Genomic DNA, 20,115 nt, shown 5'->3' with positions numbered 1-20,115 from the left:
GATCTTGATCTGCTGGCGGCGAATATGCGAACATGGGGTTACATGATGAAAAGAGGGGGCTCCCTAATGGCCAAATGGGATAATATGTTGTCCATGCTTTGGATGCTGCGGTCCGGCAGGAAGTTAACGGCTGCCCAGATCGCGGACAATCTGGAGATCAGCGTTCGCTCCGTGTACCGGTATATCGATGCCCTATGCGCCAGCGGCGTGCCGGTCGTTGCGGAATCGGGCCACGACGGAGGCATACGCATCCTGGACAGCTTCAAGGAGACGCCCTTGTTCTTCAACACGACAGAACTGAAAGCGCTTGTCGACGCGCATAAATTTGCTCAAGGTGCGGGGTATCCGTTTACGGAAGAACTGGAAAGCGCATTGAAGAAAGTGGAGAATAGCCTGCACGAAGAGCAGCGCCAGGATCTCTCCGTTCTAACGGGCGGCTTGGACGTGATATCTCCGGAACGCCCTCCTTACTTGACTGTAGCATTGCGCGACTTGGAACAAGCGGCGAAGGAGGGGCGGACGGTCCGCATCATTTATCGCAAAGCGAACACGGAGCAGGAGGAAGAACGGGAAGTTGATCCGTACGGTTTGGCTTTTGACCGGAACGAATGGTATGAGGTGGCCTTTTGCCATCGCTCTCAAGCGATGCGGACCTTCCGCGTGGACCGCATCGAGCGGGTAGAGCCGACCGAGGGATGGTTTGAAAGGCCGGAAGGATTTTCGGCATTCGACTATTTCCGTGACCAGTCCGAGCGGAGGCGGGAGGCGGAAGGGCCGTTGATCGACGTTCGTATCGAAGGAATGCCGGACAAGCTGAATGAGCTGTGCCGCCATTGGCATCTGCGTCACTATTTGACGGAACGCACCGATCGGGAGGCACGCTTCGTGCTCGACGTTCCGACAATGAATAAGTACCTTCCGACGTATTTGATCACGTTTGGTACGGCGATCCGGGTCCTTGAGCCGCCGGAGTTGAAACGCCGAATTCAGGAAACCGCCTCCGGCATCGCAAACCATTACTTAAATGAAACCAATTGATCTTCACTGACAGCGTTTGTCATGGAACCCGGTATACGATAGGGACACGGCTGCAGGCAGAAGCGGCAGCTAACGACGACGAAAACAAGGAGCGTGAAACGATCCATGCAAAGACCAGCGGATCAATGGCTTAACTATCATGTTTGGGCGAACGACCAACTTTTCTCTCATCTGGAGCAGCTTCCGGAGGAGGTATTCCATGCGGAAGTGACGAGCGTATTCCCGTCCGTGGCTCAGGCGTTGGGACATATTTATCTGTTCGACCAGCTTTATCTGTCCGTGCTTGAGGGCGTTCCGAACGAGGACATTTTTCCGAAAATGCCGATTTGGTCGGAGGAAACGAAGGGTAAATCGTTAGGCGAGGTACGGCAGTTGTTCGCCGGCGTCGCCGATCGGTTCCGCGATCTGCTGCGGCGTACGTCCGACCCGGATCAGGCGATGACGATCCATCACCCGAAGTATGGCAGCCTCGATACGCGTTTCTCTGAAATTTTGCAGCATGTGGTTAATCACGGGACGTATCACCGGGGGAACGTGACCGCGATGCTGCGGCAGCAAGGGTATGCCGGGGTCCCTACGGATTATTTGTTCTTTTTGTTGGAGCGGCAGGCGGGCACGCCATCGCCTTAACAGTCATGCAATAAAACCAGCCCATTCAACCTGAAATGGGCTGGTTTTCGTTTTCGTATGCCTAGGAAATCGGGCCAATCGAGAACGAGAAACTCTTTCTCGCAGATTTATTACTTCGCCGGTTCGGCCAACTTCAACTTGCCGTCCTCCATGTGGTACACCCTATCGCAGTAATCAAGCATGCGTTCATCGTGGGTGACCATAATGGCCGCGATCCGGCGAGTCTTCACTTGTTGCGAGATTAGATTGACGACCTCGTGCGCCCGCTTGGTATCTAGGCTGGCCGTAGGTTCATCGGCCAAAATCACGTTGGGATGGTTCATTAACGCCCGCGCTATCGCGGTGCGCTGCTTCTCGCCGCCGGACAGCTCTTCCGGAAAGCTCGCCAGCTTCGCCCCCAACCCTAATTCCTCCAGCAGCTTGACGGCAAAGGCTTTATCCCCGGCTTTCATTTTCCCGGACATCTTCTTGACTAGGAGCAGCTGGTCAAGAACGTTGAGATAAGGGACCAAGTTCGAGGACTGCATCATAAACCCGATTTCCTGCAATCGAATTCGGGACAACTCTTTATCGGAGAATTCCGAAATACATTGTCCATTCAAGCGAACTTCTCCTTCGGAAGCTTGGAGCAACGCTCCGGCTATGGATAAAAAGGTGCTTTTTCCCGATCCGGACGGGCCGACAAGAGCGACAAATTCGCCGGGTTCGACTTTGATCGAAACCTTGTCCAATGCGGTGAGCCTGTTGCTTCCCTCGCCATAATACTTCGACACTTTGCTGATCTGCAAACCCGTTGTCATATTCCACCCTCCCGAGCGCTTGAAGCGGATCGATTTTTGTGATTTTACGGACCGACACCAGAGAGCTAAACACGGCAATCATCAATAGGACAATGGAGTAAACCCCGACAAGCTCGCTCTCGAGCTTAAACGGCATCCCCTTCGGCATGACGGCAGCGGTCCCATACGCAAGAAGAATCCCGATGACAATGCTGACAATCGAGAGAACAACCACTTGAGAGACAATCGCTTTGCTTAAAAATCTATTCCTTGCGCCGATCGCCTTCATAATGCCAAATTGATTCGTTTTCTGCATCGTCATGACATAGAAGAAAACGCCCAGCACAAATGCGGAAATCACGAACAAGAAGGCTTCCCATCGACTTCATCCATCTTGATTAAACACCATTTTGACACTAGTGTCAAAATTAAAATATGGAAGGGCTTCCCCTCTACTTCTTGGCCCCACCCATCCATACTTGAAACAACATCTTGCTCCACTCAGGAACCGGAACGTTCATCATATTCGGCGTATTAATGAAATTGAAGAACACGCCGACATGTACAGGGAGGGGGATGTCCTCTCTGATCTGCTTCTCCTGCTGGGCTTTCTGAAACAGACGAGTGAGCTGGACTTTAAGGAAGTCATGAGCGGACTCCACATATTCAATATCCTTGCGCGCGGCATCCGAGGATGTCGTCTTGATTTTATAGGCATCACTTAAGAGCTGGTGCAATTGAAATTCTTCAAGGTAGATGTTTAGTAGCTCCTGGAGGGCTCGCATGGAATCGGACTCGTCAAGGGCGGCAGCCTTCTCGAGGACCGCCGCGATGACGCGTTTCATGCAGGCCGCGATGATCTCATCCTTATTGGCGTAATATTGATAGATGGTACTTCGTGCGCCGGGCAAGTGCTGCGAGAGCAATTTGAGATTAAACCCGTCGTAACCGTGCTCCAGTACCAAACGTTTGGTAATATCCAACAACTCCGAATGGGAGTAGGATTGTTTTCTGCCCATGGTTATCCTCCTTTCTTCACCGCGGTGTGCACCTTAATTATCCTTCCCATCCTGCTCCAGCAGACGCGATAAATTCTCTTCCGTACCCGTTCCAGGCACGGGAACAAAGAAACACCAATGCATCCCCGGGTTGTTATCGACGGAGGCGGAATGGACCTTAAACTCCATCATCTGGGCATCCGGTAGCCGAAATAATGCTGTGGATACCCGCTTCTGCTTGATCTCATACAGCTCCCAGAAACGGGAAAATTCTTCGCTGTGCCGTTTCAGACGTTCTAATCTTTCCATGTACAGCGGATGATCTTTATATAAATCCAAGTTGGCCCGAAGGGTAGCCGTGCTGAATCGGACAAATTCCTCCCAATTCACCAGCTTCTCACGGTAATCCGCATTAAAGAAAAGGACGTTCAGCATGTACCGTTCGCTCTTCGGCATTAGGCCGAAGTCGGCGATGATGAGCTCTGCGGCCCGATTCCAGGCGATGACATCCGTGCCTTCGTCTGTTACGAAGGAAGGATACACCATTTGGTCGACGATGGCTTGCATGAAACTGAAATCCGATCCTTCGTAATGGCGCACAACTCCAGCGCTTGCCGGATCGATGTTCGCAAGGTCAAACAGGTATTTTCGCTCATCCTCGTCCAACCGCAATGCGTTGCTGATATTTAATAACACTTCGGGTGAAGGATTAACCTCTCTGCCTTGCTCCAGCCAAGTATAATAGGTCACGCTAACATTTGCGAGATAGGAGACTTCTTCTCTTCGCAGCCCCGGGGTACGTCTACGTCCAGGAAGTGGCTTGATCCCAGCGATGGCAGGCTGCAGCCGTTCCCTGCGTGATTTAATGAATTCCCCCAATGTAGACGAGGTACGATTTACATTCACATCTTTCACCCCCAAGAACATTATAGTCTCAGTTCCGTGACTCTTGCCACAAGAGATCGCCTTAACCGGGTAATTCCATTAATAGTATAAACATGATGTGGCTACTCTCCTCTCGGCGAAGGTAAGATGAAGATCATTGAAGACACGAAGTGCTTTCCATAGGAGGGGTTCAGTTCATGAAGAAGTATGAATATTCAAACAAGTTGGCCTTAATCACTGGGGCTTCATCGGGAATTGGCAAAGTGTATGCCAAACAATTGGCGGCACGGGGCAGTCACGTCGTGCTGGTCGCAAGGTCCAAGGACAAATTAGAGGCCCTTGCGGGGGATATCAGACGTCAGTACGGGGTGCAGGCGTATGTACAGGCTTGCGATTTGTCCCAAGCGGACGCGTCTCGCCAACTGGCCGATTCAATCGCCGAACTGGGCTTGTCGGTTGATATATTGATTAACAATGCCGGGTTCGGCACACATGGACGTTTCGAGGAGCTCGACCCAGGGCGCGAGCAGGAAGAAATCATGTTGAACACAGCGGCGTTAGTCGATCTCACGCATCGTTATCTACCCGATATGCTGCGGCGACGGGAGGGGATTATCGTGAATGTGGCTTCGATGGCGGCTTTTATGCCTTGTGCGTATTCAGCCGTTTATGGCGCGACCAAGGCGTTTGTCATTTCGTTCTCGGAAGCGTTATGGGCGGAAACGCGGGGGAGAGGGGTTCGCGTACTTGCTTTGTGCCCAGGGGCTACGGATACGGGGTTCTTTGACGCGGTCGGCAGTGCGGACATGGCTGCAGGCAACAAGCTTTCTACACCGGAAAAGGTGGTGCAGACCGGCTTTCGCGGGATTGACCAAGGGCGCAGCTATATCATCGAAGGGCGATCCAATTCGTCTATGGCTCAAATGATTCGATTTCTAAGCCGACGCCGAGTGGCCCTAATTATGGAACGCATGACAAGACCGAAGAACTGATGAAAGGAATGTTATTGACAAAATATTTAACCGCGAGTAGTATTTGAAAAAATCGAATATTCACAAGCTATGATGGCTATGGATCACACTATAGCCGGAGCAGCTTCTGGAGAGACCGCGGGATCCGCGGCGCCGAAGGGTTCACAATCTCAGGCAAAAGGACAGAAGAGCATAAATACGTCGATTTGGCAGGCGATTCGCCTAGTATGCCAAGTCCTATTTATTCTTTTTACGTTCCGGAGATTGGAGGGCATCCAGTCTCTTTTTTTATGCCCAGTTTGTTCATTATTTCACATGAGGGAGCTCATGACTTTAAGGGGGAATCAGGTATGGCACAACAGGAATTAAAGAGGGATTTAGCGAATCGGCACGTTCAATTGATCGCCATCGGCGGCACGATAGGGACGGGATTGTTCCTCGGATCGGGCAAAGCGATTCAACAGGCCGGGCCGTCGATCATTTTTGCTTATTTTCTCGTGGGGATTGCTGTGTTTTTTGTGATGAGGGCGCTGGGAGAGTTGCTGTTGTCCAAGGCCGGCTATCAATCGTTTACGGACATTGCCGAAGACTACCTTGGGCCGCGGGCGGCGTTCGTTACCGGATGGACCTATTGGTTTTGCTGGATCATGACGGCCATGGCCGACGTGATTGCGGTAGGGGTCTACGTTCAGTATTGGTTCGATATCCCGCAATGGGTTCCGGCGGTCATCTGCTTGATCATTCTGCTGGGACTTAACCTATTGACGGTGAAAAACTTCGGGGAATTGGAATTTTGGTTTGCCTTAATCAAGGTCGTCACGATTCTCGTATTAATCGCCCTCGGAGTCGTTTTGCTGGTCATCGGATTCAAAACGGATGCGGGAACCGTGACGGCAAAGAACATTTGGGGACATGGCGGCCTTTTTCCCAACGGAATCCAAGGCTTTCTGCTCTCCTTCCAAATGGTCGTGTTCGCCTATGTCGGCGTGGAGCTGGTAGGGGTATCGGCGGCAGAAACGTCCAATCCGGAGAAAAATATCCCTTCGGCCATTAATAAAATTCCGCTGCGCATTTTATTCTTCTACGTTGGCGCCTTGGTCGCCCTCTTATGCATTAACCCTTGGACGGGGCTGACTCCGGCGGAGAGCCCGTTCGTGAAGACGTTTAGTCTGGTCGGCATTCCGATTGCCGCGGGGATCATTAACTTCGTCGTCCTGACTTCGGCCGCATCTGCTTGTAACAGCGGGATGTTCTCGACCAGCCGGATTCTGTATAACTTAAGCAAGAACGATCAGGCTCCCTCCCGGATGGCCCAATTGAACAAGAACCATGTGCCCGGGAACGCCCTGCTGGTTTCCACGCTGGTCATCTCCGTAGGGGCGCTGTTGAGCAAGCTGATTCCGGGGCAAGCTTTCGGCATCGTGACGACGATTAGTGCCATTTGCTTTATTTGGGTGTGGGGCGTGGTGCTCGTGTGCCACATTCGTTATAAACGTACGCGGCCGGAGCTGCAGGCCAATTCCAAGTTTAAGGCGCCGTTTACGCCGTTTGTCAATTATGCGGTCCTCGTGATGTTTGCGGCCATTTTGCTGATCATGCTGTTTGCGGAGGAGACCCGTCCGGCCCTGTTGCTGACGCCGTTGTGGTTCATTATGTTGTTCGTATTGCATGCGATAAGAAAGCGCAAGGGACAGGCGAGCCACGCGCCTTTAGAGCAAACCCATCAATAACGGCGGTACCACCTTTGCAACTCGAATCAAATTGGCGGAGTTTTCCGGTGATATGATCAGGGTGAAAGGAGGAGGACTTCCATGTACGAATGGAATGAGACGGTACAACGGATGGTGGACTGGGTGGAGACGCATATCTCGGAAGATACGTCTCTATTGAAGATGTCGGAGGCGCTGGGGTATTCCCCGTTTTATTGCTCCAGACAGTTCAACCAGTATACGGGGATGACCTTGCGGGATTATATCCGGACGCGAAGAGTCAGCCGTGCCGCCATGGAGCTCCGCGACACGGATCAGCGGGTTCTGGATATCGCCGTAAAGTATGGATTTTCATCGCAGGAGGCTTTTACCCGAGCGTTCGTGAAAGCTTTCCGGCTCACCCCTGCAGCCTACCAAAAGGAACCAAGGCCCATTCCCTTAGCGATTCGTCAGGAAGTATTCTCGCCTTATCACTATTGGATCAAGGAGCGGGATAACATGAGCGAAGTTCGCTTGAAGCCGGCGGAGATGAAAGTCGAGTTCATTCCGGCCCATAGGTTTATCGGGATCTGGGATTTGGCCGTCACCAACTACGGGGATTTCTGGGGGAACGGCCACTCGTGCGACGAAGTTAGCGGAACCCTAGAGAGCATGTCCAACCATACTCTGGAGGGGCAGCTGGGGCAGACGGCGGGGTGGTTTTACCGGGATGGGCAAAAAGGGTATTTGTACGGCATCCCGGTTCCCCTGGATTATGACGGACCGATCTCGGAGGGAATGGAATGCCGGGAGATCCCGGAGTCGGAATACCTGGTGTTCTTCCATCCGCCTTTCGACTACCTCAAGGATAACGGGGCGGTGATGAGCACGGTGGAGGAGGCCGCTTGGAGCTTTGATCCCGGCCGTTTGGGGTTCGAATGGGACGAGGAGATCAAACAGGACTACCAACGGCATTACCCGGAAGGTTACGGGTATGCCGTGCTGCGACCGGTTAAGAAGAAGGGCTAAAGGGGAAAGGCCATCCTGCTTGGATGGCCTTTTGCTTATTCTCGCCGACCCTTCACCCGCTTCAATGCCGCAACGATCAGGAAGCTGATAATGACGAGCAGAAGCCAGGAGCTGATCTTGCCGAGATGGACGAGGTGCCAGCCGTCGGATTGGTTCGGATATCTCCAGGCGCTGAAGAACGTGGCGACATTTTCCGCGACCCAGATAAAGAAACCGATCAGCACAAAGGAGAGGGATAACGGCATCCGGTAGGGCTTGCCGCCTACCTCGTAGGTGACCCAGGTGCGCCAGAAGACGAGCAGCACCAGCGCCGACAACCACCAACGAACATCGATCCAATAATGGTGGGTGAAGAAATTCAGGTAAATCGAGGCGGCCAGCGGGACGACCAGCCAGAGCGGGGGAAAGCGGACCAGGTCCACCTTCAGGCGCCGCCAGGCCTGGCACAGGTAACTGGCCACGCTGGCATACATGAACCCGCTGTAGAGGGGGACGCCGTTCACTTTCGTCCAGCCTTCCTCGGGATACGCCCAAGAACCCATGTGGACCTTGAACATCTCCAGCGCCAGGCCGATCAAGTGGAAGACCGTAATGACCTTCAGTTCGTCGCGGGTTTCGAGGCCGGACCGCACCATCCAGACCTGCATGGCGAGGCAGATCAGCAGCAGCCAGTCATAGCGGGGGAGCCAAGGCAGCGGAAGGAACTGCGTCAATGCCAGCGAGGCAAAAATTACCACGGGGAACACGCAGGATAACGCCTGCTGCCAACCGAAGCGAACCAACTGCCGAAGGGCATGCTCGAGTCGTTTACCCACGCGCAACTCCCCTTTGTTAAGAGATGGACTCAGGGTACTCTTCATCGTTCCGGTACTCCATAATATCACCGGGCTGGCAATCCAGCGCCTTGCAAATCGCCTCCAAGGTGGAGAACCGAATGGCCTTGGCCTTCCCGTTTTTCAAAATAGAGAGGTTCGCCATCGTGATGCCAACCTTCTCCGAAAGCTCCGTGACGCTCATTTTCCGTTTAGCCAGCATGACGTCAATGTTGATGATTACGGACATGGGATTCCTTCACCTCAGATCGTTAAATCGTTTTCCGATTTGATGTCGATAGCATTTCTTAAGAGCCTTTGAAGCACGGCCGCAAAGACGGCGATGACGAGGGAAGCGAAACAGATGACCAGCCCGAGAGCGGCGAGCCCCGGTGCATCGTCCTTCTCCGCAATGATGAACAGGATCGGCAAGATAACCGCATACAAGATACAGATGGCGATCGCGCAGTTTCTAATGCTCTTTAAAGCCTGCACCGAGGCTTCGGAGAATGCGGTATTCTTGTCGATATAGCTTAACAGCTTCAGCGTCTGGTACAGCGCAAAGAAAAAGGGAATGGCCGAACCATACATGGGAATGAGCAGGGTGAGGTAGATGAATGGCGGGTAATATTCCACCAAATCTTTGGCGATCGTGGGTACCCCGAGCACGCATACGGCAAGGATCGCGATGCCCATCAGAAAAACGACGCCCCTTAAGAAAAGGGTAGAGCCTTGTTTACGTTTCATATCAAAATAGCACCTCGCGTAGGATTAGTGTCGAAGTTAATTTAACATGTTTTTTATCGATAATCAATAAATATTTATTAAAAAATACGATGAATATATCGAGAAAAAATAATTGCGAAGAGTGTACCCGATAAGTTCTTTTTGGGTGGCTTAAAAAAATCAATTATTAATATCTAAGAAATAAATATTTCAATCCCTCAGTATTGTTGATACACTAAAATCAAAGCAATTTTTACGGAAAAGGTGTGGGCCGGCTCGTCTCGAGACATGAAGCGAGAACAAAACGAGAGCGCTTACATCCTTTCAGCAAAATAAGGGCATAAGGGACGGTAAACATGAATCACGGACAAACAAGTACAGATGTTATTTTGATTGGTGCCGGAATTATGAGTGCGACGTTGGGGACCCTGCTGAAAGAATTGGCGCCGGACTGGAACATCACGGTGTTTGAACAACTTGGCCGGGCAGGGGAAGAAAGCTCGAACGAGTGGAATAATGCGGGAACCGGTCATGCGGCTTTGTGCGAATTGAATTACACCACCGAGCGGCCGGACGGAACCGTCGATATTAGCAAAGCGGTTAAGGTGAACGAACAGTTCCAGGTTTCCAGGCAGTTCTGGGCCTATCTGGTTCAGCATCAACGGATCCGAAATCCGCAGGATTTCATTATGCCGCTGCCTCATATGAGTTACGTGCGCGGGGAGCAGAACGTCGAATTTTTGAAGAGACGTTACGAAGCCTTATCCGCTCACCCGTTGTTCCAAGGGATGGAGTTCTCCAAAGATCCGGGGAAGCTGAGGGAATGGGTGCCGCTGATGATGAAGGAACGGAAGGGCGAGGAGCCGATTGCCGCGACGAAGATCGATTCGGGCACGGACGTGAACTTCGGTACCTTAACGCGGATGCTGCTGAATCATTTAAAGGAACAGGACGTGGATATCCGCTACAAGCATAGCGTGAAGAAGCTGAAGCGGACGCCGGACGGGTTGTGGGAATTGAAAGTGAAGGACCTGAGCAGCGGCGTGACCCAACGCCATACCGCCAAGTTCGTCTTCATCGGCGCCGGCGGCGGGAGCTTGCATTTATTGCAAAAATCCGGCATCCCGGAAGGAAAGCGGATCGGCGGTTTTCCGGTCAGCGGACTGTTTATGGTGTGCAATAACCCGGAGGTCGTCCGGCAGCACCATGCCAAGGTCTACGGCAAAGCTTCGGTCGGGGCTCCGCCGATGTCCGTTCCGCATCTGGACACCCGGTTCATCGACGACCAGAAGGCGCTCTTGTTCGGGCCGTTTGCCGGCTTCTCGCCGAAGTTCCTCAAGACCGGCTCGATGTTCGATCTCATCACCTCCGTCAAGCCGCATAACCTTCTCACGATGCTGGCGGCCGGGGTGAAGGAGATGTCGTTAACCAAATACCTGGTTCAACAGCTCATGTTGTCCAAAGAACAACGCATGGAGGAATTGCGGGATTTTGTCCCGGGGGCCAAGAGCGAGGATTGGGATCTGATCGTCGCCGGTCAGCGGGTGCAAGTCATCAAGGATACGGTGGAAGGCGGCAAGGGCACGCTGCAGTTCGGCACCGAGGTGGTCAGCGCCGTCGATGGCTCGATTGCCGCATTGCTGGGCGCTTCCCCGGGGGCCTCGACCGCGGTCCACGTCATGCTGGAGGTTATCGAGAAATGCTTCCCGCAGCAGCTTGAAGCCTGGAAGCCAAAGATCAAAGAAATGATTCCTTCGTACGGCTTATCGCTTGAGGGGAATCCGGAACTATTCCAATCCGTTCATCAAGCAACCTCACAGGCACTTGGATTATCAGAAGCCAAACCCCAAGCCGTTTCGGTATCATAAAGGTATCTCTATTCCTAAGAAGAGCTAAGCCGGTTTTATCCCGCGCTTAGCTCTTTCCATTAATTCAACAAATTCGCGGCCAGCCAGGGTTTAATTAAAGGCAATACGGTCTCAGGCTGCATCGCTTTCGTATGGTCCATATCGTTCCCTGGTAAGATCGCCACATCCCAGCCGAGCCGGCGTAAGGCTTGTTCGTTCTTGCGTAACCGCCCCGCGATATCGACGGTCACGTTCCCAAAATTCTCGCCGTATTCAATACGGTCCGCTTCGCCGGCAAAGGCGAGCCTCGGCAGGGTTAATTTCTCCTGCACGGAGGTGTCGTCGAAATCAATCAAGCTTTGGTACAAGGTCAAGAACTGCTTCGTTTGATTGGGATCGAGTGTCACCTGAACCTGATCCCAATCGATTTCTTCCGGGCTGACGAAGTCCTGCTTGGATTCTTCCGAAGACGGGGAGGGGTGCAGCGCTTGTTCATAGGTTTTGGCCGTGACCGTCAACATTTGACGGTAAGGTCCTTTATAAGGCGGGAATCCCCCCATGATCAAGCTTTCCAGCCGATTTGTCCGAATCGCTAGCTGCAAGCCGGCCAGGGCTAACCAGGAGTAGCCATAATAACTGAACGTATCGACCCCCATATCGTCCGCGATGTGCAAGAAGTCAAGCGAGATCTCTTCAGGCGTCAGAAGATCTGTCTTAGGGTGTTGAAATCGATGCCCCTCATAATCAAAATACAGAACTTGGAACTCATCGGACAAGCCCTCTATGAAGTGTTTGCCTAATTCGGGATCAACGCCCCACAATTTTAGACTTTCCGCTTCTTGGCCGTAGGCGGATTTTTTGGCTATAGGCAGCATGAACGTTTTGCCTCCGGGTTTTCCGGTTAGGCCGACTTCCAACGTTGTACCATCGGTTAAGGTGACAAGCTTCTGATGTTTTATTCGAATCGCTCCCTTACATGTGATACCTTCAGCATATAACATTCATGCAATCTTCCGATTTCGCGCCCCAAACCCCCGATGTTATGATGGTTATAACGATAATAAGTTGACGTAGCACTTTAAGGTTTTACTTTAAGCTAGGAGGGTGGGCCTATGCAGGGTGTCTATACGCCTGCACAAATTGCGGAGCGGCTGAACGTAAGCACAACCACGTTAAGGAGATACGAAGAACAGGGGCTAATCCCGGAGGTCTTGAGATCGGAGGGCAACCATAGAATCTATACGACGGTCCATCTTCGGGCGTTTACTACTATTCGATTGTTGCTGGCTGGTTATGAGATCCCTGTTGTTTACGAGGTGATGCGGAGAATCAAAGAAGGCAGCGTCACGGAAGCCTTGTGGCTGATCAATCATCAATTATACCTGATCCAGGAAGAGAAGCAGCGCGTGGAAGAGCTGTTAACCCTGATTCGGGAAGCGGATTTCCGTTCCTATAAGAACCGGAAGCTGACCGAAGCGATGACGATCGGGAAGGTGGCGGAGCTGGCGGGGGTGAATCCCTCAGCGATTCGTCATTGGGAAAAGGAGGGGCTAGTCACCTCGATACGACACCCGGAGAACGGGTATCGCATCTTTTCCGTACCGGAATTGCGGAAGATCCTGGTGATCAGCAGTTTGCGCAAAACGATTTATTATATCGAGAACCTGCGGGAGATTCTTAATGACCTGGAGGCAATGCGATTCTCCAAAATCGACCGTTCCTTCCAGATCGCCCTTGAGAAACTAAACCAAAAGCTTCTGATCCAGTATCAAGGAATCGCGGAGCTGATGGCTTATATCCAATGTCTCTCGTAATTCGATCATCAGGAAGGAACGGACGTGGAGCGTTTATTTATTTCTTCGACGAAGCATTCACCTGCTGAAGCAACTGGACGATAGTGTCATTCAGCCGGTTTAGCTCCTCAGGTTCCATAGCCGAAGCATCAAGCAGAGATTGCGGAACGCAGGCCGCTTTCTCTTGCAGCGCTTTACCCTTCGGTGTGATCAGCACATTGACTACGCGCTCGTCAGTGGAGTCGCGATGTCTTTCGATCAGTCCGGCCGCTTCCATCCGCTTCAATAATGGCGTTAAGGTTCCGGTGTCCAGATCCAACGCTTCTCCGAGCTCTTTAATGGTGCTCTTCTCCTTCTCCCACAAAGTGACCAGAACCAGATATTGCGGATAGGTCAGCTCCAGCTCATCCAAATACGGGCGATACAGCCGCAGGATAGCTCGAGAGCAGGCGTACAGCGAAAAACAAAGATGTTCCTCTAATTTCAAGCTGGATTCATTCGTTTCCATCATGCACCTCGATTGTCTTTAATGTGAGTTTACAAACATCATAGCAGATGAGCAAAAAAGAAACTATATTTTTTACAATTTAATTGTTGACAATATTGTTTGAGATGGGTAAGATGTGAATATAAAGATTTTGCACAATATAATTTTTAAAAATTAAAAATGTGGAGGGATTTATTATGGCAAAGGTAACGGTTGGTCAAGAGAATGGAATTCCGGTGGAGCTTCATTATGAAGATGTCGGTTCGGGGAAACCGGTGATCTTAATTCACGGTTGGCCGCTTAGCGGGAGATCGTGGGAGAAGCAGGTGCCTGCCTTGGTGGAAGCCGGGTACCGAGTGATTACGTATGATCGCCGCGGGTTCGGTCAGTCCTCGCAACCTTGGAACGGCTATGATTACGATACCTTGGCCGCCGATCTGCATCAACTGATCTTGTATCTGGGCCTTCGCGATGTCACCTTGGTTGGATTCTCGATGGGTGGCGGGGAAGTGGCCAGATATATCGGGACTTACGGTACACAGCGAGTAAGCAAAGCGGTTCTGGCCGGTGCAGTTCCGCCGTATCTGTACAAAACCAAGGATAACCCGGACGGCGGGCTCGACGACGCGGCTATCAAAGGGTTTCAGGACGGCGTGAAGACGGATCGACTGGCCTTCCTGGATGGCTTTACGACAGGTTTCTTCTCGGCAGGGGGCCGAACCGACTTGGTGAGTGAACCGTTCCGTTTGTATAACCGCGACATTGCCGCCTTTGCTTCCCCGAAGGGCACGCTCGACTGCATCTCGGCATTCAGCTATACCGATTTCCGGGGAGATTTGGCCAAATTCAACGTGCCAACCTTGATCCTTCATGGCGATTCGGACGCGATCGTGCCGGTAGAAGTTAGCGGCCTCAGAGCGCATCAGCAAATTCCGGGCAGCCAGCTTGTGGTAATCAAAGGGGGTCCGCACGGATTTAATGTGACGCATGCGGAAGAATTTAATGCGGCGCTGGTGAAATTTCTGCAAGGATAAATAAATGAAGGGCACCCGTCAGGGTGCCCTTCATTTTGTTCTATAAAACCGACTGCAGCAAGAAGTTAGCCAGGAACAGGAACGAGATGACGAACATAGAGATCGACAACTGTTCGCGCTTCCTCGAGAACATCTTGAGCAACGGATACGCGATAAAGCCGAAGGCGATACCGTCGACAATGCTATACGTTAAAGGAATCATCAGAATCACGAGAAACGCTGGAAATGCTTCGGAGAAATCGCTGAAGTCGATCTTCGTGATATTCGTCAGCATCAGTCCCCCGATAATGATCAAGATCGGGGCGATTGCGGCGTCCGGAATGATTTTGATCAAGGGCATAAAGAACAGCGAGCCTAAGAATAACAACCCGGTTGTCACCGAGGTTAACCCGGTTCTTCCGCCTGCGGTAATGCCGGCTGCCGTCTCAACCGTGGAGACGGTTGGGCTGGTGCCCAACAGGCCGCAAGCCACCGCGGAAATCGATACGGATTTCAGCGATTTTCCATTTTTCTCTGGAGCTTGAAGCATCCCGTCGACTTGGGAATGGACGAGCCCGATATTTTCGAAGACCAATACCAGAACCAGCGAGAAGCAAGCCGTTAAGAACGGAATGCTGGCCATATGGCGGAAGTCCGCGCTCATCCAGACGTCCCCGTAGCTTTGAAACGAAATCGGCTGCGAGGCGAACGAACCCAAATCAACGATCCCGAACAACCAGGCAACCAGTGTTCCGACAATAATGCTGATGAGAAAATTCCCGGGAACCTTCTTCAAGAACAGATACAGCGTCAAGATCAGGTTGATGATCGAGGCCAGAACCAGCGGTGCCGATAGGTCGCCAAGCGCCACAAAGTGGCTGGTGTTGCCGGTGACGATACCGCTCTTCTGCAAACCGATGAAGGCAATGAATAAGCCGATCCCGACGGAAATGGATTCTTTCAGGGAAACCGGAATGGCCCTCGAGATGAGCGAGGACAAGCCCGTAAAGGCGACCACAACGAACAAGATGCCAGCAAGCACCGTTGCCCCTAAGGCTTCCTGGTAACTTAGTCCCATTGAACCTACGATGGTATAGGTAAATAAAGCGTTGATCCCCATGCCGGGGACGAGAATTAACGGCGCGTTCGCCACGAACGCAACCAGCAAACAGCCGACAAGCGAAGACAGCACGGTGGCCAAGATCCCAGCCTCCAGTGGTATTCCCGCATCCTTCAGGATATTGGCGTTGACGGCGATAATGTACACGATGGAGAAGAACGAGGTCAATCCCGCGACAAGCTCTTTTCTCACATTCGTTTGGTGTTGCTTAAGCTGAAATACTCCTTTCATAGATGAATCACACTTTCAAAATATCCCTCTCCCACCCGCATCAAACGAAGAAAACCTTGGTCTCTTCGTTTATGCCAGAGGCTATTATACCACGGTTTGTGGCGGATTGCCTTTTACAAGTTGTTCCTTGGCAAAGCATCGACAAAATGTGACATCTGATGGTATCATTATCCACTAACAACAGGACTCAAGGGGGAGAGCAGGATGAAAGTACTAAAACTAGTTTGGATTCCCGTTATCGTATTCTTAATTAGTTTGCCGAATCTGGTCTTGACGGAAGCGGCGGCTGCCGACAATGCCGGGCACTTGTATGAGCAGGAGGAAATATCCTCCGAAGTCGTATTCGGATGTGCGCGGGGAGGTTATTACATTGACCGTTACGTGTATTCCGACGGCTATTCGGTATCCATTGAGAACGAACGCTTTGGGTTTATCGATCAAGCGGGGGGGCTGGTGATCCCGCATACCTATGCTTACGCCCGGAATTTCTCCGAGGGATTGGCTGCGGTGCAAAGCGCAGATTCCCGTAAATGGGGTTATATCAATAAACAAGGTGAGGTCGTTATCCCGCTTGCCTATGACCGGGCGGAGCCGTTCTCGGACGGACGTGGTGCTGTGAAGGATTCCAAAACCGGGAAGTGGGGATTTGTCGATTCGAATGGCAAGGTTGTAATCCCTTTTACATATGAAGATGTAAATCTGTTTGCTTATGGGACGACGGAAGCCCAGAAGAATGGACTTTGGGGCATTATCGATCCCGCGGGTAAAACCATCGTCCCCTTCAAATTCACGGAAGCGCCCGTATTTGGGGATTGTGTGAAGAGCCCTTACCGAGGGGAGTATTATACATTCAGGTTGATCGATCATGTAGCCCATACGAATACCGTGAGTATGTTCAGTAAACCCGGGAAGAAGTTCATTGTGCAAGGGGCGGATAGCATTCTTAGTCCCGAAGACGGCTTGATCCGTGTGGAGCGAAACAATAAGTTCGGGTATGTGGATCTGTCGGGGAAAGCGGTCATCCCGCTAAAGTATGATCAACTGGAGCCTTTCTCTGAGGGGTTGGCTTTAGCGGGCATCATTGACCTCAAAGCAGGATTTCCGAAATACGGCTACATCAATCGGGAAGGGAAAACCGTTATCCCCTTGATTTATGGGCGGGGTGAGGATTTCTCGGAGGGTCTGGCTGCCGTAGGGGTTAAATTCCTCGATGCCCAAGGACTATGGGAAATGAAGCTAATCGATCCTGCCGGACGTACGATCAAAGGCGGCTTGAATTATATCAGCATTACGAAATTCCTGAACGGAAAAGCGGTTGTGGATCGACTTGATCCTTCTACCAAGCTAAATAAATACGGAATGATCAACACATCCGGGCAGATTGTAACTCCGTTGGAATATGACCAGTATGATATCACCGTAGACCCGGAGACGGGGAAAGAAGATTGGGTCTTAACCAAGAACGAGCCTTCCGCAACTACAGATACCGGATATCAACCGGTTCCATCGGGGATGATCGACTCGCATGGGAACGTGATCGAATTCGCTCAAACTCCCGCGCCGGCACCACCGGTTGGCGTTCTGCTGAATGGGGAACGGATTACCCTGCAGCCAGCGGCGAAGGTAATCAACGGCAGCACGTTTATTCCGCTTCGCGGCGTCCTGGAGAAGATGGGGGCCAAGGTTCAATTCAACTCGGCGGATCAATCCATCGACATTACGCAGGGAAGCACCACGATCCATTTGAAAATGAACAGTAAGTCAGCCAAGGTTAACAGAAAGGCTGTACAACTATCGACCGCTCCGTTCGTGGACAAGCGTTCCAGTTCTACGTACGTGCCGCTGCGTTTTATCGGCGAAACGCTAGGCGCCAAGGTATCCTGGGTGGCGGAGGAGAGTTTAGCGCTAATTGAGTCTTAAGTCCCGTAAAAAATAGGTCAAAATTACCGATAACATGATGTGTCAACATCATGACATTTATACATCAGGAGGGGAACATGAAGAGGAAGAGCACGTTCGTTTGGGTAGTTTGTCTGTCGTTGGTTTTGTCGCTGGGGATATATCCCGGAACCTCAGCCAAGGCGCTGGGCGCGTATAAGACGATTGATTCGATTACGCTCCAAGAATCCCCAATCTCGATGGGTGAGGGCTGGACGCTAGATACGACCTTCAGCTCGAATGCGCCATATTCAATGACCCAAGGAAAAGATAAGGAGTACGTGGCCGTCGGCCCGTACGGAACGGTGATGAATTCGGCAAACGGCGTCAATTGGGCGGCCTTGTCCAAGTTCGGCAATTATCATTTAACAACGATTGCCTGGGATGGGACGAAGTATGTTCTGTTCGGCAATAACACGGAATATTCGATGAACCTTTACAGCAGACCTTCCGAAGGGTTTATCTCCTCGGACGGGCTCACCTGGAAGAGGATTGACTTCGACCCGGGCGAGACGATCTATCAAATGGAGTGGGGAGAATCCGGATTTGTCGCTGTAGGGCAGAAACATATTTTCTTCTCGAAGGATGGAGAGAACTGGGAGACGTCGCGCGCTTTGTTTAACGATTACGGAGCGGATATTCTGCAGGTTGTGAACGGGACTTATTTTATATCCAGCAGATACGATCAACCGTTTGTTCTCGTCTCCAAGGACGGGCAGAATTGGTCCGCCAAAACCTATAATGCTTCGGCCGTGATTCAGGATATGATCTGGACCGGGAAGCAATACCTCGGCGTTGGCAACGGTATCTACACGTCCGCCGATGGGGTCACCTGGACGAAGCAAGCGAAGTCGCCTTCAGGCGCAGAGTTAAAAACCATCGTCTACGGTCATAACAAGTACATCGTAACCGGTGCTTCGGAAACCACCGAAGGCATCGACAAGAACGTCGCCTACACATCGAAGGACGGCGCCACTTGGACAAAGGTGGACTTGTCCTCTCTGCAGGTGAACATTTATACGCTCTATCCGGTCAAGAGCGGATTCGCTGGCCTTGGCTCAAACAATATGCAAGGTCATGCGGATGGAACGTATTCGATCTACACGGTAGACGGAAAGTCGTGGAGCTATCGGATGATCGGCACTACGCTGGGCGGTGATTTTAATGCGGTTGCGACCAATGGGAAGCGAACCGTCGCCGTTGGTTTATCCGGTAGTGTGGTCTACACGGATGACGGGAAGACGTGGAGAAGCAGCAATCCGTTCTCTTACCGGGGCAAACTGGGACGAGCCCACTTGTTTGATGTCGTCTGGGGCGGGAACAAGTTCGTGGCAGCCGGCAACGGGGGGATATACTACTCCGCGGACGGGTCAAGTTGGAAACAAGCGAAGGTACCATTCAGAGATCAGTATGGCGGATTGCGTAACATTATGTGGACCGGCAAGTTTTATGTGGCTTCCGATCAGGTATATGGCGTTTATACTTCGAAGGACGGCTTGACCTGGAAGCGTGTCGCCAGCGTCAGCGACAACTGGCTGACCTCGATGATCCATGACGGCAAGCGGCTGATTGCCGCCTTCCGGGTGCACAATTTCAACGGACCCGGAACAACGAAGATCATGCAGACGACGGACGGCACGAATTGGAAGCTCCTGAAGACGTTAGATCTGGATGAAGCCTTCCTGGCTTGGACGGGCAGCGGTTACGTCGCCATGAATCAATATAATCCGTCGAAGGTATGGGTGTCGAAGGACGGCTCGAACTGGTCCAAGAAGTCAACTAATCTGGGCGAATCGCAAAACATTAACTTCCTGACCTCTGTGGATGGACAATTTGTAGCTGTACACCATGGCTTCCAGGAATCTGGAGATGAAGTCACCTATACTGATCAACTCCTCCTGTCCAAGGACGGAGTGAATTGGCAGGCCACCTCCATTCCGGAGAAACACCCGGGAGTAAATATTTTCGGGACGGAAATGCTGGAAGACGGGATTAAAGCGCACGGCAAATATATCTTCGTTGGCACGTACGGTGAGATTATGTATGTGGATCGACTGACAAGCTCGAAATAAATGAGGATTAAATTAGGATGGGCATGGGGTGGCACCTCATGTCCATCCTTTTTTATGT

General features: G+C 51.7%; 19 protein-coding genes, 1 pseudogene and 1 riboswitch. Of the genes and pseudogenes, 10 read left to right on the top strand and 10 right to left on the bottom strand.

The window, feature by feature from the left end:
- The first annotated feature begins 66 nt into the window (after positions 1-66).
- Positions 67-1,038, top strand: coding sequence for a helix-turn-helix transcriptional regulator (locus M0651_RS05460; RefSeq protein ID WP_248550831.1), 972 nt, complete (start codon positions 67-69; stop codon positions 1,036-1,038).
- A gap of 105 nt (positions 1,039-1,143) precedes the next feature.
- Positions 1,144-1,668 (top strand): DinB family protein, encoded by a 525-nt coding sequence (locus M0651_RS05455; RefSeq protein ID WP_248550830.1) that lies wholly within the window; start codon positions 1,144-1,146, stop codon positions 1,666-1,668.
- A 110-nt stretch (positions 1,669-1,778) separates the two neighbouring features.
- On the opposite strand, the gene M0651_RS05450 is transcribed toward M0651_RS05455, so the two are convergent.
- The 4 genes and pseudogenes from M0651_RS05450 to M0651_RS05435 form a co-directional block, all read right to left on the bottom strand.
- Positions 1,779-2,468: an ABC transporter ATP-binding protein gene (locus M0651_RS05450; protein ID WP_248550829.1), complete on the bottom strand. Its 690-nt coding sequence runs from the start codon at positions 2,466-2,468 to the stop codon at positions 1,779-1,781.
- Between the two features lies 1 nt (position 2,469).
- Positions 2,470-2,820: pseudogene (locus M0651_RS05445) on the bottom strand (FtsX-like permease family protein); the annotation flags it as partial.
- A gap of 79 nt (positions 2,821-2,899) precedes the next feature.
- Positions 2,900-3,466, bottom strand: coding sequence for a TetR/AcrR family transcriptional regulator (locus M0651_RS05440; protein WP_248550828.1), 567 nt, complete (start codon positions 3,464-3,466; stop codon positions 2,900-2,902).
- Between the two features lie 33 nt (positions 3,467-3,499).
- Positions 3,500-4,351, bottom strand: coding sequence for a helix-turn-helix transcriptional regulator (locus M0651_RS05435; RefSeq protein WP_248550827.1), 852 nt, complete (start codon positions 4,349-4,351; stop codon positions 3,500-3,502).
- A gap of 176 nt (positions 4,352-4,527) precedes the next feature.
- Between M0651_RS05435 and M0651_RS05430 the strand changes: the two genes are divergently transcribed.
- The 3 genes from M0651_RS05430 to M0651_RS05420 all read left to right on the top strand — a co-directional run bounded on the left by M0651_RS05430 (position 4,528) and on the right by M0651_RS05420 (position 8,018).
- Positions 4,528-5,322, top strand: a complete 795-nt coding sequence (locus tag M0651_RS05430; RefSeq protein ID WP_248550826.1) for an SDR family NAD(P)-dependent oxidoreductase — start codon at positions 4,528-4,530, stop codon at positions 5,320-5,322.
- Positions 5,323-5,418: 96 nt separating this feature from the next.
- Positions 5,419-5,497, top strand: a riboswitch (glycine riboswitch).
- Positions 5,498-5,651: 154 nt separating this feature from the next.
- On the top strand, positions 5,652-7,031 hold the full coding sequence (locus M0651_RS05425) for an amino acid permease (RefSeq protein WP_248550825.1): 1,380 nt from the start codon (positions 5,652-5,654) through the stop codon (positions 7,029-7,031).
- Between the two features lie 81 nt (positions 7,032-7,112).
- Positions 7,113-8,018: a helix-turn-helix transcriptional regulator gene (locus tag M0651_RS05420; RefSeq protein ID WP_248550824.1), complete on the top strand. Its 906-nt coding sequence runs from the start codon at positions 7,113-7,115 to the stop codon at positions 8,016-8,018.
- A 35-nt stretch (positions 8,019-8,053) separates the two neighbouring features.
- Here the strand turns inward: M0651_RS05420 and M0651_RS05415 are convergent, their stop codons facing one another.
- The 3 genes from M0651_RS05415 to M0651_RS05405 are packed head-to-tail and all read right to left on the bottom strand — an operon-like array spanning position 8,054 to position 9,577.
- Positions 8,054-8,878, bottom strand: coding sequence for a DUF817 domain-containing protein (locus M0651_RS05415; protein ID WP_248550823.1), 825 nt, complete (start codon positions 8,876-8,878; stop codon positions 8,054-8,056).
- Positions 8,850-9,080, bottom strand: coding sequence for a helix-turn-helix domain-containing protein (locus M0651_RS05410; protein WP_248550822.1), 231 nt, complete (start codon positions 9,078-9,080; stop codon positions 8,850-8,852). Before M0651_RS05410 ends, M0651_RS05415 begins: the two co-directional genes overlap by 29 nt.
- 14 nt (positions 9,081-9,094) lie before the next feature.
- On the bottom strand, positions 9,095-9,577 hold the full coding sequence (locus M0651_RS05405; protein WP_248550821.1) for a DUF2975 domain-containing protein: 483 nt from the start codon (positions 9,575-9,577) through the stop codon (positions 9,095-9,097).
- A 335-nt stretch (positions 9,578-9,912) separates the two neighbouring features.
- Between M0651_RS05405 and M0651_RS05400 the strand changes: the two genes are divergently transcribed.
- Positions 9,913-11,424: a malate:quinone oxidoreductase gene (locus M0651_RS05400; RefSeq protein ID WP_248550820.1), complete on the top strand. Its 1,512-nt coding sequence runs from the start codon at positions 9,913-9,915 to the stop codon at positions 11,422-11,424.
- 59 nt (positions 11,425-11,483) lie between these two features.
- On the opposite strand, the gene M0651_RS05395 is transcribed toward M0651_RS05400, so the two are convergent.
- The gene (locus M0651_RS05395; protein WP_248550819.1) at positions 11,484-12,404 is read right to left on the bottom strand and encodes an alpha/beta fold hydrolase; all 921 of its coding nucleotides are present in this window, start codon (positions 12,402-12,404) and stop codon (positions 11,484-11,486) included.
- Between the two features lie 111 nt (positions 12,405-12,515).
- Between M0651_RS05395 and M0651_RS05390 the strand changes: the two genes are divergently transcribed.
- Entirely contained in the window at positions 12,516-13,217 is a 702-nt protein-coding gene (locus tag M0651_RS05390) for a MerR family DNA-binding transcriptional regulator (protein WP_248550818.1), read from the top strand.
- 37 nt (positions 13,218-13,254) lie between these two features.
- On the opposite strand, the gene M0651_RS05385 is transcribed toward M0651_RS05390, so the two are convergent.
- Positions 13,255-13,704 carry a MarR family winged helix-turn-helix transcriptional regulator gene (locus M0651_RS05385; RefSeq protein ID WP_248550817.1) on the bottom strand — a complete coding sequence of 150 codons (450 nt, stop codon included), beginning with the start codon at positions 13,702-13,704 and terminating at the stop codon, positions 13,255-13,257.
- 176 nt (positions 13,705-13,880) lie between these two features.
- Here M0651_RS05385 and M0651_RS05380 point away from each other — a divergent pair, with 176 nt between their 5' ends.
- Entirely contained in the window at positions 13,881-14,717 is an 837-nt protein-coding gene (locus M0651_RS05380; protein ID WP_248550816.1) for an alpha/beta fold hydrolase, read from the top strand.
- Positions 14,718-14,757: 40 nt separating this feature from the next.
- Here M0651_RS05380 and M0651_RS05375 read toward each other — a convergent pair whose 3' ends face one another.
- A complete protein-coding gene (locus tag M0651_RS05375; protein WP_248550815.1) occupies positions 14,758-16,047 on the bottom strand; it encodes an NCS2 family permease in 1,290 nt (429 codons plus the stop codon).
- A gap of 204 nt (positions 16,048-16,251) precedes the next feature.
- On the opposite strand from M0651_RS05375, the gene M0651_RS05370 reads away from it, so the two are divergent.
- Complete coding sequence (locus tag M0651_RS05370) at positions 16,252-17,967, top strand: WG repeat-containing protein (protein ID WP_248550814.1); 1,716 nt, start codon at positions 16,252-16,254, stop codon at positions 17,965-17,967.
- Between the two features lie 77 nt (positions 17,968-18,044).
- Complete coding sequence (locus M0651_RS05365; protein ID WP_248550813.1) at positions 18,045-20,057, top strand: sialidase family protein; 2,013 nt, start codon at positions 18,045-18,047, stop codon at positions 20,055-20,057.
- Positions 20,058-20,115: the final 58 nt, after the last annotated feature.

Source organism: Paenibacillus mellifer (assembly GCF_023195895.1).
GTDB lineage: Bacteria > Bacillota > Bacilli > Paenibacillales > Paenibacillaceae > Fontibacillus > Fontibacillus mellifer.
The sequence above is the reverse complement of the archived record's forward strand: the minus strand, read 5'-3'. Positions and strand labels throughout refer to the sequence as shown.